At 74.4% G+C, this 15,352-nt stretch carries 9 protein-coding genes; 5 read left to right on the top strand and 4 right to left on the bottom strand.

What is annotated here, in order from left to right; all coding sequences use genetic code 11:
• Positions 1 to 9 precede the first annotated feature (9 nt).
• Positions 10 to 1,113 (bottom strand): winged helix DNA-binding domain-containing protein, encoded by a 1,104-nt coding sequence (locus GA0070611_RS12200; protein ID WP_091662789.1) that lies wholly within the window; start codon positions 1,111 to 1,113, stop codon positions 10 to 12.
• Positions 1,114 to 1,220: 107 nt separating this feature from the next.
• Positions 1,221 to 1,964, bottom strand: coding sequence for a DUF2382 domain-containing protein (locus GA0070611_RS12195; protein ID WP_091662787.1), 744 nt, complete (start codon positions 1,962 to 1,964; stop codon positions 1,221 to 1,223).
• A 370-nt stretch (positions 1,965 to 2,334) separates the two neighbouring features.
• Between GA0070611_RS12195 and wrbA the strand changes: the two genes are divergently transcribed.
• Entirely contained in the window at positions 2,335 to 2,952 is a 618-nt protein-coding gene (gene wrbA / locus GA0070611_RS12190) for an NAD(P)H:quinone oxidoreductase (RefSeq protein WP_091662784.1), read from the top strand.
• 66 nt (positions 2,953 to 3,018) lie between these two features.
• On the opposite strand, the gene GA0070611_RS12185 is transcribed toward wrbA, so the two are convergent.
• Positions 3,019 to 4,938 carry a chorismate-binding protein gene (locus tag GA0070611_RS12185; protein WP_091662780.1) on the bottom strand — a complete coding sequence of 640 codons (1,920 nt, stop codon included), beginning with the start codon at positions 4,936 to 4,938 and terminating at the stop codon, positions 3,019 to 3,021.
• A gap of 258 nt (positions 4,939 to 5,196) precedes the next feature.
• On the opposite strand from GA0070611_RS12185, the gene GA0070611_RS12180 reads away from it, so the two are divergent.
• From GA0070611_RS12180 to GA0070611_RS12170, 3 genes are all read left to right on the top strand, one after another.
• Entirely contained in the window at positions 5,197 to 6,600 is a 1,404-nt protein-coding gene (locus GA0070611_RS12180) for an FGGY family carbohydrate kinase (RefSeq protein ID WP_091662776.1), read from the top strand.
• Between the two features lie 109 nt (positions 6,601 to 6,709).
• Positions 6,710 to 9,511, top strand: coding sequence for a sensor histidine kinase (locus GA0070611_RS12175; RefSeq protein WP_231921434.1), 2,802 nt, complete (start codon positions 6,710 to 6,712; stop codon positions 9,509 to 9,511).
• Positions 9,508 to 9,930 (top strand): roadblock/LC7 domain-containing protein, encoded by a 423-nt coding sequence (locus GA0070611_RS12170; protein ID WP_091662772.1) that lies wholly within the window; start codon positions 9,508 to 9,510, stop codon positions 9,928 to 9,930. The genes GA0070611_RS12175 and GA0070611_RS12170 overlap by 4 nt, the downstream gene beginning before the upstream one ends.
• 56 nt (positions 9,931 to 9,986) lie before the next feature.
• On the opposite strand, the gene GA0070611_RS12165 is transcribed toward GA0070611_RS12170, so the two are convergent.
• On the bottom strand, positions 9,987 to 11,486 hold the full coding sequence (locus tag GA0070611_RS12165; RefSeq protein WP_091662769.1) for a GH1 family beta-glucosidase: 1,500 nt from the start codon (positions 11,484 to 11,486) through the stop codon (positions 9,987 to 9,989).
• Between the two features lie 857 nt (positions 11,487 to 12,343).
• Between GA0070611_RS12165 and GA0070611_RS12160 the strand changes: the two genes are divergently transcribed.
• A complete protein-coding gene (locus GA0070611_RS12160; protein WP_197675911.1) occupies positions 12,344 to 15,241 on the top strand; it encodes a glycoside hydrolase family 48 protein in 2,898 nt (965 codons plus the stop codon).
• The last annotated feature ends 111 nt before the right edge of the window (positions 15,242 to 15,352 follow it).

Here is a 15,352-nt window from a genome sequence, read left to right as displayed (position 1 = left end):
CATCCGTGCTCACCAGGAATGGCGCAGCGACAGGCCCAGGTAGGTCGCGTAGCCGGCGAGGGCGGCCTCGACCCGGGCCCGCAGGGCGTCGTCGAACGGCGTCAGGGGCAGCACCGTCACGGTGACCGCCGACTTCCCGACCGTCCGCGTCCAGGTGCCGACCACCCGGCCGCCCCGGACCACCGTCGACCGGAAGACGCCGTTGTTGCCCGGCACCACGGCGTTCGCGTGCGCCGGGTCGAGCATCGGCGCGCGGTCGCGGTAGCCGAGCAGGTACTCGTCGAAGCCGGGCAGGGTGTGCAGGTCGTCGACCGCCGTCCGGGGCGCGTCCAGCAGCGCGGCGTCGACCACCGCGTCGGCGCCGTCCACCTCGACCGGGGTGAGGGCGTCGCCGGCGAGCGTGATCCCGCGCCGGGCGTCGGTGACCGTCAGCCCGGTCCAGCGCGCCAGGTCGTGCGCGGTGACCGGGCCGTGGCCGCGCACGTACCGCAGGGCCAGCAGGCCGAGCGCCTCGTCCCGGTCGGGCCGGTGCGGGTCGGGCACCCACTCGTCGAGCAGGACGAAGGTCTGCTCGTTGCCGACGTGCGGGGCGATGCAGGTGACGCCGCTCAGGCTGGTGTGCCACAGCAGGTGGTAGCCGCGCTGGCCGGTGACGTCAAGGCCGGCGGCGCTCAGCGCGGCCAGGCACCGCGCCCGGGTGAACCGGCCGCCGCCGGCCAGCGCCGCCCCGAGCACGTCGACCGCCCGGTCGGCGTCGGCCTCGGTGAGGCCGAGCTGCGCCCGGGAGGTGGCGGCCCGGGCCAGGGTGCGGACCCCGGTCAACGCCAGCATCCAGTGGGCGTCGCGGGCCGGCACCAGGTGCACGGTGCCCCGCATCGGCCAGGTGCGCAGCGCCTCCCGCCGCTCCAGCGCCGCGCGCACGGCGGTCACCGTGCGGCCGGGCAGGCGTACGCCGAGCGACCACTCGCCGCTGGCCACGTCCTGGGCCTGCATCGCGCCGAACCACTCCACCACGTCGGCGACCCCCGACGGGCGGGCCACCGGGTGCGGGCGCAGCAGCAGGCTGGTCATCCGCAGCGCCAACGCCTCGGCGCCGGTGAGCCGTACCGGCACGGCGGACCTCCCGTCGATCGTGGACGGCCAGCATAGGCGCCGGGACCGACGTTCCGCGGCGACGGCGGGGTGGGCGGGCGTGCCGCCCACCCACCCCGCCGGCCTGCTCAGCGGTCGCGTCGCGCCCGCTCGGGGACGTCCGCGTCGACCAGCTCCCGGCGTACCTGGGCGTTGACCGGCTGCTCCTCGACGACCTCGTCCCTGGTCAGCCGGACCCGCTCGACCGGGACCCGCTCCTTGCTGACCACCGGGTGCTCGGCGCGCAGCTCCATCTCCCGCTGCTCGTCACCGATGTCGGCCCGGGCGGCGGTCCGGTCGGCCTCGCCGATCGGCTCGTGCACCACCGACACCTCGTCGTGCTCCACGGGCACGGTCGTCTGCACGTTCTCGGTCACCACGCGCTTGCGCAGCCGGGCCTGGCCCGCCGGTTCGCTCTGCGTGCCGACCCGCAGCCGTTCCTCGGAGCGGACCACCTCGGGCGCGCCGGTCATCCGCTGCGGCGGCTGCTCGGGTGTGCGGACCGCGCCCTGCCCCGACAACTGGTAGTGCCGGTAGAGCTGCGCCAGCTGATCGGTGCCGAGGGGCTCTTCGGCACCGGCCTCGACGGCCGGCGCGCTGCGCACCGTGGCCTTGTCGTAGGGCATCCGGAGCCGGCCGTCGTCCTGCATCCGGGCCGCCTCCAGCGGGGCCATCGACTCGTGGTGGCCCATCACGCCGGTCTGCACGCTGACCCAGGTGGGCTCGCCGGCGGCGTCGGCCCACACCTGGCCGACGGTGCCGATCTTCGCACCCGAGCGGTCCTGGACGTCCTGTCCGTACAGCGAACGGATCTGCTGCTCGGTCAGTCGCATGGATCCCGTCCTTCCTCTCGTGGGTCGCCTCCTGGATCCCCGCCGGGGCCGGCGACATTCCGCCGAACCGGCACGAACAGGAGGAGCAGCAGGAGAGGAAGGAGAAGTGGCCCGGGACGGCGGGAAGGGACCCCCTGATCGCGCTACGCCGGCCACGCCGCCGACGGAGCGCGATCCCCCGTTCAGGTTCCCGGTGCGGGGCGGCGGCCCTCCGCCGGCACCGGTGCGAACAGGATCCCTGGTGTCGGGTTTCCGGACCCCGGTCCGTCGTGGAACTTGCGCAAATCTTGAGCCGCCGACACCTGGCGTTTGACGCCGCAACTAACGGGTAGTCGCGGGAGCTTACCCCGGAAACGAGGAGGAACGTCTGATGGATGGCCAGGTCAAGGTCGCGGTGATCTACTACAGCGCGACCGGCATCACCTACCAGATGGCCCAGGCGGCGGCCGAGGCCGCCGGTGAGGCGGGTGCCGAGGTGCGCCTGCGCAAGGTGCGCGAGCTGGCGCCCGACGAGGCGATCCGGTCCAACTCCGGCTGGCAGGCCCACCGCCTGGAGACCCAGGACGTGATGGAGGCCGAGCCGGACGACCTCTCCTGGGCCGACGTGGTGATCATGGGCTCGCCGACCCGGTACGGGATGATCGCGGCGCAGCTCAAGCAGTTCATCGACACCACCGGCCCGCTCTGGGCCCGGGGCGCGCTGGCCAACAAGGTCTACAGCGGCTTCACCTCGACCGCGACCTCGCACGGCGGGCAGGAGGCCACCCTGCTGTCGCTGTACACGATCTTCTACCACTGGGGTGGCGTGGTGGTCACCCCCGGCTACACCGACCCCAGCCAGTTCGTCGCCGGCAACCCCTACGGCGCCTCGCACACCAGCAACAACGGCGAGGTCGCCCCGGACCACGTGGCGCTGGCCGCCTCCGCGCTGACCGCGAAGCGGGCGGTCGAGATGGGCGCCGCCCTGAAGCGGGGCATGGCGGGCTGACCGGCGTGGCGACCGGTGGCCGGACGGGGGCTCTCGAACCCGTCCGACCACCGGTCGCCTCTCTCGCTACCCCCGATCGGCCGCACCATGCGCGGTCAGCGCCGGCCGGGCGAGCAGATGCCCGAGCAGGTCCGCCAGCACCACCATGCCGTCGCGGCTGAGCACCGACTCGGGGTGGAACTGCACCCCCGCGAAGCCGCTGCCACGCAACGCGTGCACCGCCCCGTCGGCCGGGTCCCGGGCCAGCTCCACCGGCCCGTACGGGGTGGCGAGCCGGTCCGCCTCGGCCCGTGCGGTGAAGCTGGAGTAGAAGCCGACCCGGCGGGTCGCGCCGAACAGCCGGACGTCGCGCGGCAACCCCTGGTACGGCGCGTCCCGGCGGTGCAGCGGCAGCCCGAGCAGCCCGGAGAGCAGCTGGTGACCGAGGCATACCGCCAGGGTCGGCCGGCCGGTCTCCAGCAGCTCGGCCAGCAGGGCGCGCAGCGCCGCCATCTTCGGGTCGGCCGGATCGGTGGGGTCACCCGGGCCGGGGCCGGCCACCACGAGGTCGTACCCGTCGACCGGGCCGGACCGGTGCCAGTCGCGCCGGTCCACCCGCAGCCCGAGCGCGCCGAGCTGGTGGGCGAGCATCCCGGTGAAGGTGTCCTCGCCGTCGACGATCAACGCCCGCCGGCCGGTCAGGCCGGGCAGCGCGGTCGCCCCGGGGGTGCGCTGCTCCAGCCAGAACCGGGCCAGCGGCTCGTTGCGGGCGGCGAGCGCGGCCCGGACCTCGGGGTCGTCGGCGAGCCGGGGCGCCTCTTCGGCGGTCCGCTCCGGCGCCTGCGGGGCGAGGCCGAACGCGGCCAGCACCCCGGCCGCCTTGGCGTGCGTCTCCGCCACCTCGCCCTCGGCGGTGGAGTGCCGGACCAGGGTCGCCCCGACCGGCACCCGCAGCTCGCCGGCGGGGGAGATCTCGGCGGTCCGGATCAGGATCGGCGCGTCGAGGGTCTGCCGGCCCTCGTCGTCGCGGCCGAGCAGGGCGAGTACGCCGGCGTAGTAGCGACGGCCGGTCCGCTCGTGCCGGGCGATCACCCGGCAGGCGTTCTCCATCGGGCTGCCGGTGACGGTCGGGGCGAACATGGTCTCGCGCAGCACCTCCCGGACGTCCAGCGAGCCCCGGCCGGCGAGCAGGTACTCGGTGTGCGCCAGGTGGGCCATCTCCTTCAGGTACGGCCCGACCACCTGGCCACCGTGATCGGCGACGGTGGCCATCATCTTGAGCTCCTCATCGAGCACCATGTACAGCTCCTCGACCTCCTTCGGGTCGGCGAGGAAGCGCAGCAGGGCGTCCCGGTCGGCGCTGGCGCCGCGGTGCCGGAAGGTGCCGCTGATCGGGTTCATCATGACCAGGCCGTCGTCCACGCTGACGTGCCGTTCCGGGCTGGCCCCCACCAGGATCCGGGTGCCGGTGTGCACCAGGAAGGTCCAGTACGCCCCCCGCTCGCGCAGCAGCAGCCGGCGCAACGCCGCCAGGGCGGCCACCAGCGGCGGACCCGCCACGGTGGCCCGCATGGTGCGGTGGATGACGAAGTTGGCCCCGGCCCCGTGGCCGATCTCCTCGGCGAGCACCCGGCCGACCGTGTCCGCGTAGTCGGCGTCGGAGATGTCGAAGGCCGCGTCGCGGGTGAGCACCGGCGCGTCGGGCAGCGCGGCCAGCAGGTCGTCGAGGGGGATCCGCCGGTGCTCGGCGATCTCCAGGCACTCCAGGGGAGTGCCGTCGTCGACGCAGTCGAAGCCGCGCTCGGCGACCTGCCGGAACGGCACCAGGGCCAGCGTGCGGGGACCCGGGCCGCCCTCGGGCAGCGGTATGTCGGCGAGCCGCTCGGCGGCGCGTACCGTGCCGGTGAACAGCTCGAGGTGGTCGGCGCCGGCGCGGCGCACGAGCGCGAACGGGCCGGGGTCGTGGCCGGCGGCGACGGCGGCGAGCGGGTCGATCGGGCGGGTCATCGGGTCTCCTCGGTGGCCGGTGGCCGCCGGGCGGGGCGACCCGGTGTGCCGGGAGAAACCGGCGGCCGCCTCGTCGGGCGGCCGCGTGGGGAAGCTACGCGCGGGGGTGGGCCGCCGGGTCGGCGGGCCACCAGTGGGACAAGTGCGCGGGCATGACGGTCACTGTACGCGACCGCGCGCCCGGGCGGAACCCGATCGCCGCGCCCCACGGACGGATCTTGGCTTCGGCGCCCCGCCGGCCGGGTAGGTTGACCGACGATGAACATCCTCGCTCTCGACCTGGGCACCTCCTCGGTACGCGGACTGGTGCTGGACGCCGACGCCACCCCGCGCCCCGGCGCGCTGGCCCGCCGCAAGGTGCGCCTGCGCACCGGTGAGGACGGCACCGGCACCCTGGACGGCCGGGCCTACCTGGCCTGCCTCGTCGAGTGCCTGGACGAGCTGGCGGCCGGCGGGCACCTGCGCGACGTCGAGCTGGTCGCGGCCTCCGCGCAGTGGCACTCGGTGCTGCCGCTGGACGCCGCCGGGGAGCCGCTCGGGCCGGTGCTGACCTGGATGGACACCCGCCCGGAGCCGCTGCCCGGCGCCCCCGGCCCGGTCGACCCCGAGGCGTACCACCAGCGGACCGGGACGTGGTGGCACCGCTGCTACTGGTCGGTGCGGCTGCCCTGGCTGCGGGAGCGGGCCGGCGCGCCGATCGGTCGCTTCGTCGGGCTCGTCGAGTACGTCCTGGGCGCGCTGCTCGACGAGGCGCCGATGTCGGTGTCGCTGGCCTCCGGCACCGGGCTGCTCGACCTGCGCCGGCTGGAGTGGGACGTCGAGGCCTGCGAGCTGGCCGGGGTCGGCCCCGAGCAACTGCCGGCGCTGGCGCCCCGGCAGTGGCACGGCCGGCTGCGCCCGGAGCACGCCCGCCGCTGGCCGCAGCTGGCCGGGGCCCGCTGGACCGCGCCGGTCGGCGACGGCGCCGCCTCCAACGTCGGCTCCGGCTGCGTGGACGCGAGCCGGGCCGCGGTGACCGTCGGCACCTCCGCCGCGGTACGCCTGGTCCAGGCGGTGCCCGCCGGCGGGGAGCTGCCACCCCTGCCCGGGCAGCTGTGGCGCTACCGGGTCGACCACGAGCACGTGGTGACCGGCGCGGCGTACTCCAGCGGGGGCAACCTGTACGCCTGGGCCACCCGCAACCTGCGGCTGCCGGAGGGTGCCGAGCTGGACGCCGCGCTGGCCCGGACGGCGCGTGACCTGCGGGTACGGGCCGATCCCCGGTTCGGCGGCGACCGGCCGCCCGGGGTCGCCCCGGCCGGCTCGGGCGAGCTGCGCGGCCTGAGCTTCGGCACCACCGCGGTGGACCTGCTCGCCGGCCTGATGACCGGCCTGTGCCGGCTGGTCGCCGACGACCTGACCCTGCTGGAGTCCGGTGGGGACGGCCCGACCGAGGTGGTGCTGGGCGGCGGCGCGATGGCGGGCTCCGCCTGGTGGCGGGCGGCGTTCGTCGACGCGCTGGCCCCGCGCTCGGTGCGCTACCAACGCAATCCGGAGGTCGGCGCGACCGGCGCCGCGCTGGTGGCGACGGGCCGGGTGGCCGCCGCGGCGGACCTCGCCGGCATCGGCCGGACGGACGAGCCGCACGCGCCGAACACCGTAGCCGGTGCCCCACCGGGCTGACCTTCCTGGTCGTGGGGTCGGGCAGGCCGTTGACACCACCCGTCGGCCTGGTTGGATGGAGCCCGCTCCCCGTCGTGGCGGAGTCGAGGCGGGACCGAGGGAGGCAAGCGTGGGCGCAGGTCCCGACCCGACCGGCGCCGCGGCCGCGCGGCACCGCAGCGCCTCCGACGAGCCGGTCACCGCGCCCCGGCGGCGTCCGGCCCTGCGGTTGCGGGACTGGCGGATCCGCACCAAGCTCGCCACCGTGCTGGTGATCCCGTCGCTGGCCTTCCTCGTGCTGGCCGGCGTGCAGACCCGTGGGCTGGTGGGGCAGACCACCGCGCTGAGCGACTTCGCCGAGCAGGTCGGCGTGGGCCGGCAGATCACCACCGCGGTGGACCGGCTCCAGCAGGAGCGGGACCGGGCCGCGGGGGAGCTGGCGGCGCTGCGCCGGGCCGGCGGCAACGCCGACCGGGACGCCGCCGTCGCCGCCCTCCAGCCGCTCCAGGGCGCCTCCGACCGGGCGATGTCCGAGCTGCGCCAGGCAGCCGAACCGCTCGCCGACGCCAGCGCCGCCTGGCGGGTCGCCTACGCCGAGGCGCTGGAGGCGTACGACCAGGTGGTCTACATCCGCGCCGCGATCCCCCCGGCGGTGCTCAGCAGCGACACCATCCTGAGCAACTACCACCGGGCCATCACCACCCTGCTCGACCTGCTGGCCGAGCCGTCGCCCGGCGACGACCAGCGGGCCCTCACCAACGCGGTGCTGCGCTACGTGCAGCTGTCCCGGGTCAAGGAGCTCTCCTCCCGGATCCGGGCCGAGCTGTACGCGGCCGCCCGCGGCGGCCGGTACGAGGTCGACGACCAGGTCACCCTGACCGACCTGCGGGCCCAGCAGCTCACCGCCCTGGGCGCGTTCCGGGTCGCGGCGACCAGCGCGCAGATCCGCCGCTACGACCAGACCTCACTGGATCCGGCGTTCGTGGCGGCGACGAAGCTGGAGGAGAAGACGCTGACCACCGGCGCCGCCGAGCCCGCCCTGCTGCCCGCCCCGCAGTGGTGGGCCGCCAGCGAGCAGCGGCAGGAGCTGCTGCGCCAGTTGGAGGGCGAGATCGTCGACGACGCCGTCCGCCGCGCCGACGACGCCAGCGCCCGGCAGCTGCGCGACACCCTGCTGGTGGTCGGCGGCATCCTGGCGGTGCTGCTGGTCGCCGTGCTGATCTCGCTGCTGGTGGGGCGCTCGCTGGCCCGGTCGATGCGTCAGCTGCGCGGCCAGGCGATGCGGATCGCGCAGGTGGAACTGCCGCTGACCCTGGACCGGCTGCGCGCGGTCGACCGGCCGGTGGGCGCCATCGAGGTGCCGCCGGCCGTCATCACCTCGCAGGACGAGTTGGGTGAGCTGGCCGAGGCGTTCGTCGCGGTGCACCGCAGCGCGGTCGACGTCGCGGTCGAGCAGGCCGCGATGCGGCGCAACGTCAACGCGATGTTCGTCAACCTGGCCCGACGCAGCCAGGTGCTGGTCGAGCGGCAGCTCGAACTCCTCGACGAGCTGGAACGGGAGGAGGACGACCCGGACCAGTTGGAGAACCTGTTCAAGCTCGACCACCTCGCGGCCCGGATGCGCCGTAACGACGAGAGCCTGCTGGTGCTGGCCGGCACCGAGTCCAGCCGGCGCTGGAACCGACCGGTCGGCCTGGGCGCGGTGCTGCTGGCCGCCAGCGCCGAGATCGAGCAGTACCAGCGGGTCCGGCACGACTCCCGGGCCGACCTGCACGTGGTGGGCCACGCCGTGGGCGACCTGGTGCACCTCTTCGCCGAGCTGCTGGAGAACGCGACCGCGTTCTCCCGTCCGGACACCGTGGTGCAGGTGACCACCCGGACCGAGGGGCCGGCGGCGGTGGTGGAGATCGCCGACCAGGGGCTCGGGATGAGCCCCACCGCGCTGGCCGAGGCGAACGCGGTGCTGGCCGAGCCGCCGGCGGCCGACGTCGCGGCCTCCGAGCGGATGGGCCTGTTCGTGGTCAGCCACCTGGGTGCCCGGCACGGCATCCGGGTGCGGCTGCACGGCGGCACGGACGGGCTGCTCGCCACGGTCCGCCTCCCGGCCGACCTGCTGGCGCTGGCGCCGAGCGAGCTGGACCAGCCGGCCGCGCCGCGGATGCTCACCTCCCAGGTGGCCGCCGCGTCCCGGGCCGCGATGCCGCACTCCGGCGCGCTGACCGCGCCGACCAGTGAGCTGCCGGTGGCCGGTCGACCGCCGGGCGCGCCAGCGTTCGGGCTCCCGGCCCGCCCGGGAGAGCCGGCGGCCGCCCCGGCCGGGTGGCACCGCCCCGCGCCGGCCGCGCTGCCCGCCCCGCCGGCGGGCCCGGCCGGGTCGCCGCCCGCGGGTCCGCCCGCCCCGGTCACCCACGCCGTCCCGCCCGAGGCCTGGGGAGCACCGGCCGGCCAGCCGCCCGCGCCGGCGGGTCCGCCCGTCCCGGTCACCCACGCCGTCCCGCCCGAGGCGTGGGGAGGGCCGGCCGGCCAGCCGCCCGCGCCGGGGCAGCCCGCCGTGCCGGCCGGGCCACCGGCGGTGCCCCGGCAGCACCGCCCGCCGGTGCGCGCCGAGAACGTGCTGAACCCGGCCGCGCCCGCCGGCGGCGGCTGGTTCTCCCGGCAGGGGCCGTCCTCGGCGGTGCTCGGTGTGACACCACCGCCCGCCGCGACGCCGGTCACGGCAGGGACCAACGAACGGGGCCTGCCGGTCCGGGTGCCCATGGCCCAGCTCGCCGCGGTCACCGAGACCAACCGACCGGCGGCGCCGCGCCACGACCCGGACCCGGAGGCGGTCGGCGGCATGCTCTCCCGCTTCTACGGCGGGGTGCGCCGGGCGGAGGCCGAGGAGACCACAGAGATGTTCATGCCGCGCAGTGAAGGGGGACGACAACAGTGACGACGTTGAGCCAGGAGGCCCGTGACCTCAGCTGGCTGGTGAACGCGTTCGCGGAGCGGGTCCCCGGGGTGGCGCACGCCGTGGTGGTCTCCTCCGACGGCCTGCTGGTGGCGATCTCCGCGCACCTGCCCCGTGACCACGCGGACAAGCTGGCGGCGGTGACCTCGGGCCTGATGAGCATCACCGCGGGCGCGGCCCAGATGTTCGACGGGGACGTCGTCAAGCAGACGGTGGTGGAGATGGGCCGGGGCTACTTCCTGGTCATGCAGATCCGCGACGGTTCGATCCTGGCCGTGCTGGCCGCCGCCGAGGCCGACATCGGCGTGGTCGGCTACGAGATGGCGCGGCTGGCGAAGCAGGCCGGCGAGATGCTCACCCCGGCGCTGCGGGCGGAGTTGCAGCAGGCGCTGCCCCGCTGAGTCCGGCAGCGGCCCGGCCCCGGCGGTGCGAGACCGCCGGGGCCGGGCCGTCCGGGTCACAGGCCGTTGTCGCGGATGACCGTGCGGTACCAGTGCGCGCTGCGCTTGAGCACCCGGCGCTGGGTCGGGTAGTCCACGTAGACCAGGCCCCAGCGCTGCTCGTACCCCTCGGCCCACTCGAAGTTGTCCAGCAGCGACCAGACGTGGTAGCTCTCCAGCGGCACGCCGTCGCGGATCGCCCGGTGGGCGGCGGCGAAGTGGTCGCGCAGGAAGTCGATCCGGCCGGCGTCGTCGACGGTGCCGTCGGCGTCGAGCCGGTCCGGGCAGGGCAGCCCGTTCTCGGTGATCGTGATCGGGATGCGGCCGTAGTCGCGGGTGACCCGGGTCAGGATGTCGTACATGCCCTCGGGGTAGATCTGCTGCCACTCCGCCTCGGAGGTGGGCCACCTGGTGACGGTGCCGCCCTGACCGGTGACGTAGAGGGGCGTGTAGTACTGGACCGCGAGCAGGTCGACCGGGCTGGCGATGACGGCCAGGTCACCGTCGCGGACGGCGCGCACCATGCGGCTGTCCGGGCCCAGGTCGGCCAGCACGTCCGCCGGGTACGCGCCCTTGAGGATCGAGTCGAGGTAGAGGCGGTTCTCGTACCCGTCGTGCAGCCGGGTGGCGGTGGCGGCCTCGGCGGTGTCGTCGGCGGGGTAGCAGGGGTGCAGGTTCAGCGCCGGGCCGATCCGGGCGTCGACGCCGCGGGCCCGCAGGGCGCGGACGGCGAGGCCGTGGGCGAGCTGGAGGTGGTGGGCGACCAGGTACGCCGCGTCGGGGTCCTGCCGGCCGGGCGCGTGGTGCCCCCACAGGTAGCCGTTCTGCACCACGGTCTTCGGCTCGTTGATGGTCAGCCAGACCGGCACCCGGTCGCCGAGGGCGTGGAACATCACGTCGGCGTACTCGGCGAAGCGTTCGGCGGTGTCCCGGTTCTCCCAGCCGCCGGCGTCCTGCAGCGCCTGGGGGAGGTCCCAGTGGAACAGGGTCAGCATCGGGGCGATGCCCCGCTCGTGCAGCCCGTCGACCAGGCGCCGGTAGAAGTCGAGGCCCCGCTGGTTGGGCCGGCCGGAGCCGTCGGCCTGGATCCGGGGCCAGGAGACCGAGAACCGGTAGCTGCGCAGACCGAGGTCGCGCATCAGGTCGAGGTCCTCGGCGTACCGGTGGTAGTGGTCGGCGGCGACGTCGCCGGTGTCCCCGTTGCGGGTGCGGCCCGGGGTGTGGCTGAAGGTGTCCCAGATCGACTCGCCCCGGCCGTCCTCCTTGGCCGCGCCCTCGATCTGGTACGCCGAGGTGGCCGCGCCCCAGCCGAAGCCGGACGGGAAGCGCAGCGGACCGCGCGCGGAGCCCGCGGTCGCCGGGGTGGTGTCGGGGCTGTCGTCGCAGCCGCTCAGCGCGGTCGAGCCGGCGGCGGCCCCCGCGGCGACGGCGCCGGTGAGTCCGGCGCGGGCCGCACCGGCGGCGGTCGCGGATGCTGCGGCGCGCCGGAGCAGGCGCCGTCGGGTGAGTAGCGACATGGGTTCTCCTCGCAGTGACTGGCCGCCCGACGGCCGGGAGCGCTCCCAGCTTAGGCCGGACGCGGCCGACCGCGTGGGCGGGGCGGGGCCGCGAGGTGCGCGGCGGCGCCGGGTCCGGCGGTCGGAGAAAGGCGGGCGGGGTGTCGCTCGGGGGGCAGGGGCGAGCGGCGAAGGTGGGGCAGATAGCGAAGGAGGCCGGCCGGGAGGCGCGTCACGCCTGTCCCGTCGGCCTCTTTTCCCGTCGACAACGGGGGTTTAGTGTGGGGACGGGGGAGGGCAACCCCCGTCCCCACCTGTGATGCACACACGCACGTGTGGAATTGGCGTCCTGCCGTGCGTGTCGCGCGGGAGCCGGGCCACGCGAGTGGCTCTGGTTCCACCTCCCTCCGTGTCGGGGGTCATGGCTGACGGCGGCGTCCGGGCTGGCCCGTCGTCAGCCTCTGGGGCTGGGCGCCGGCGACACGGGTGTCCCCGGCGATCTCGTACTGACATCTCCGTCGATGGAAGCGCTCCCATCGGCGATGCTTGTGACTGTAACGCCCGTCACCCGTTTGTCAAAGCCCCTACACGAGATCGAAACATCGAGCTGCGTGTTGCGCCGTCCCGTTGTGGTGGGAGCGCTTCCATGGCACACTCTCGAATCAATCGCGACGCGGAGCCAGCTCGCGCGAGTCGTGGGCCGCCGAGGGCACCCGGTCATCCCGGTGCGGCGCCCCGATCCCCGGCACGGCCGGGTCGACCACCTTTCCGGGCGCCTCCTGTCCCCCCGCGTACGTCCCGGCGACGCGTGGGAGGCGCCCCGCCGGGGCCCGCTCGGTCCCGGCCCGGTCCGAGGAGACACCGCGCTCATGAGACTCATGGCCAGACGTCGCCGTACGGCGATGCTCGCCGCCACCGCCCTCGTCATCGGCGGGGTCGCGCTGCCGGCCGGCGCCGCGCAGGCCGCCCCGGCGTGCGACGTGGCGTACGTGCCGAACGACTGGGGCGGCGGCTTCACCGCCACCGTCAGCATCAAGAACCTGGGCGACGCCATCAACGGCTGGACGCTCAAGTGGAACTTCGCCAACAGCACCCAGAAGGTCACCAACGGCTGGTCGGCCAAGTGGAGCCAGTCCGGCACCGCGGTGACCGCCACCAACGAGTCGTGGAACGGCTCGCTGCCCACCGGGGGCACCACCGACATCGGCTTCCAGGGCACCTACAGCGGGTCCAACCCGAAGCCGACGGCGTTCACCCTCAACGGGGTCGCCTGCAACGGCGCGCCGACCAACCAGCTGCCCACGGTCTCCCTCGGGGTGCCGGCCGGGCCGTTCGAGGCCCCCGCCGACGTGCCGCTGACCGCGACCGCCAGCGACCCGGACGGGACGATCAGCAAGGTCGAGTTCTACCGCAACGGCCTGCTGGTCAACACCGACACCACCGCCCCGTACGGGTACGACCTGCTGGACCTGCCGGCCGGCAGCTACACCGTGCAGGCCAAGGCGTACGACAACGCCGGTGGCTCGGCGGTCGCCGAGAAGTCCTTCACGGTCAACCCGGCCACCGGGCCGAAGCTGATCGCCACCCCGTCGGCGGTCACCGTCGCCGAGGGCGGCACCTCGACGGTGAAGTACACCCTCAGCGCCGCGCCGACCGCCAACGTCCCGGTGACCCTCGCCGTCACCGGGGACAGCGACATCACCGTCTCGCCGGCCACGGTGACGCTCACCCCGAGCAACTGGAGCACCGGCGTCTCGGCCACGGTGGCCGCCGCGGAGGACGCCGACACCGTCGGCGGCACCGCCACGATCACCGCCTCGGCCACCGGCTTCGCACCGCTGGCCGTGGTCGCCACCGAGGCGGACAACGACGTGCCGGGCGGGAACAACGCGTACATCACCAAGTTCCTCGACCAGTACGGCAAGATCAAGAACTCGGGCTACTTCAGCCCCGAGGGCGTGCCGTACCACTCGGTCGAGACGCTGATCGTCGAGGCGCCCGACTACGGCCACGAGACCACCTCGGAGGCGTTCAGCTTCTGGCTCTGGCTGGAGGCGCAGTACGGCCGGGTGACCCAGAACTGGGCGCCGTTCAACAACGCCTGGACGGTGATGGAGAAGTACATCATCCCGTCGCACGCCGACCAGCCCACCGCCGGCGCCCCGGGCACCCCGCAGTACGCCGCCGAGCACAACCTGCCCAGCCAGTACCCGTCGGCCCTGGAGCCGAACGTGCCGGTCGGCCAGGACCCGCTGCGCTCGGAGCTGCAGTCCACCTACGGCACCGGTGACATCTACGGCATGCACTGGCTGCTGGACGTCGACAACACCTACGGCTACGGCCACTGCGGCGACGGCACCACCCGGCCCGCGTACATCAACACCTTCCAGCGGGGCACCCAGGAGTCGGTGTGGGAGACCGTGCCGCAGCCGTCCTGCGACACGTTCAAGCACGGCGGCCAGTACGGCTACCTCGACCTGTTCGTCAAGGAGTCGAACGCCCCGGCGAAGCAGTGGAAGTACACCGACGCCCCGGACGCCGACGCCCGCGCCGTGCAGGCCGCCTACTGGGCGCTGACCTGGGCCAAGGCCCAGGGCAAGGAGGCCGACGTCGCGGCCACCGTGGCCAAGGCCGCCAAGATGGGTGACTACCTGCGCTACGCGCTCTTCGACAAGTACTTCAAGAAGATCGGCAACTGCGTCGGCACGACCACCTGCCCGGCCGGCTCGGGCCGCGACTCGGCGCACTACCTGCTCTCCTGGTACTACGCCTGGGGTGGCGCGTACGACACCTCGCAGAACTGGTCGTGGCGGATCGGCTCCAGCCACAACCACTTCGGCTACCAGAACCCGCTGGCCGCGTGGGCGCTGACCAACGTGCCGGAGCTGAAGCCCAAGTCCGCCACGGCGACCGCCGACTGGCAGAAGAGCTTCGACCGGCAGCTGGAGTTCTACACCTGGCTCCAGTCCGCCGAGGGCGGCATCGCCGGTGGCGCCACCAACAGCTGGGACGGCGCGTACGCCCAGCCGCCGGCCGGCACGGCCACCTTCTACGGCATGTTCTACGACGTCGACCCGGTCTACAACGACCCGCCGTCGAACCAGTGGTTCGGCATGCAGGCCTGGTCAATGCAGCGCATCGCCGAGCTGTACCTGCAGACCGGTAACGCGAAGGCCAAGGCGCTGCTGGACAAGTGGGTGCCGTGGGCCATCGCCAACACCACGCTGGGCACCAACTGGTCGATCCCGTCGGACATGAAGTGGACCGGCCAGCCCAACAACTGGGACCCGGCCAACCCGCAGGCGAACACCAACCTGCACGTCGAGGTGACGGTGAAGGGCCAGGACGTCGGCGTCGCCGCCGCCTACGCCCGGACCCTGATCGCGTACGCCGCGAAGTCCGGCAACGCGGCGGCGAAGACCACCGCCAAGGGCCTGCTGGACGCGCTCTCGGCGGCCGCCGACAGCAAGGGCGTGTCGATGCCGGAGAAGCGCGGCGACTACAAGCGCTTCGACGACGTCTACAACGCCACCGACGGCCAGGGCCTCTACATCCCGCCGGGCTGGACCGGGAAGATGCCGAACGGTGACGCCATCGCCGCCGGCAAGAGCTTCCTGGACATCCGGTCGTTCTACAAGAACGACCCGGACTTCCCGAAGGTGCAGGCGTACCTGAACGGTGGCGCCGAACCGGTCTTCAACTACCACCGGTTCTGGGCGCAGGCGGACGTCGCCATGGCGTACGCCGACTACGGCACCTACTTCCCCCAGGGGTGACCTGATCCCTCCGGCGCGGGCGGGTGGCCCCGCCCGCGCCGGAGGCCGACCGGGCCAGGGGGAACGGAGCGCCCGGTCGGCGCGGCCCGATTCCCACGGTCGGGCCGGGTG

This window comes from Micromonospora auratinigra, from assembly GCF_900089595.1.
GTDB classification, from domain to species: Bacteria; Actinomycetota; Actinomycetes; order Mycobacteriales; family Micromonosporaceae; genus Micromonospora; species Micromonospora auratinigra.
This window is presented reverse-complemented; position numbering and strand designations above follow the sequence as displayed.